Origin of the sequence: Streptococcus humanilactis, from assembly GCF_019448275.1 — a bacterium.
GTDB lineage: Bacteria > Bacillota > Bacilli > Lactobacillales > Streptococcaceae > Streptococcus > Streptococcus humanilactis.
Window position 1 is genome coordinate 1 of record NZ_JAHXBZ010000029.1, and the last position, 287, is coordinate 287.

Annotated in this window: 1 pseudogene; it reads right to left on the minus strand. The window is 51.2% G+C overall.

The features are described 5' to 3' along the window. A pseudogene (locus KV696_RS10545) lies at window positions 1-287 on the minus strand (adhesive domain-containing protein); the annotation flags it as partial.

Consider the following 287-nt stretch of genomic DNA (forward strand, 5'->3'; position numbering starts at 1 on the left):
TCTACATCAGCATCAACAAGTGCGGTAGCCTCTACATCAGCATCAACAAGTGCGGTAGCCTCTACATCAGCGTCAACAAGCGCTGTAGCCTCTACATCAGCAAGCACAAGCGCCGTAGCGTCTACATCAGCATCAACCAGTGCGGTAGCCTCTACATCAGCAAGCACAAGCGCTGTAGCCTCTACATCAGCATCAACAAGTGCGGTAGCCTCTACATCAGCATCAACAAGTGCGGTAGCGTCTACATCAGCATCAACAAGTGCGGTAGCCTCTACATCAGCATCAAC